Consider the following 431-nt stretch of genomic DNA (forward strand, 5'->3'; position numbering starts at 1 on the left):
TCCAGTAAACGAAGGTTGGCACACGAACGCCGCCTTCCCATGTAGAACCTTTCGCACCGCGGAACGGCGTGCGACCGTGCGGCGGAACTTCGGCTTCCGGACCGTTATCAGAGGTGAACACAATCAGCGTGTTATCAAGCTGACCGTTTTTCTCCAGTGCTTTATACAGATTGGCGAAGATATCGTTCATCTCCACCATGCAGTCGCCGTAAGAGGTGCGCGCCGGAGAGCTACCCGCATATTTGGCGTTCGGGTAGTTATCGAAGTGACAGCCGCGAGTGCCGTAATAGAGGAAGAAAGGCTTATCACTCTTCGCCATCTTGTCGAGGAACTTAACGCCATATTCCATCCAGCGTTGATCCAGGTCTTCCATATATTTCGGCGTAATGTCGGCAATGGCTTCCTGTTCACCACCACGCACGGCATGAACG

1 pseudogene is annotated in these 431 nt (G+C 53.4%); it reads right to left on the reverse strand.

Going from position 1 to position 431, the window contains the following annotated elements:
* A pseudogene (aslA, locus tag ACNFOC_RS55465) lies at positions 1–431 on the reverse strand (arylsulfatase AslA); the annotation flags it as partial.

Origin of the sequence: Streptomyces colwelliae (genome assembly GCF_048158785.1) — a bacterium.
In the GTDB taxonomy this organism is placed as follows: Bacteria; Actinomycetota; Actinomycetes; order Streptomycetales; family Streptomycetaceae; genus Streptomyces.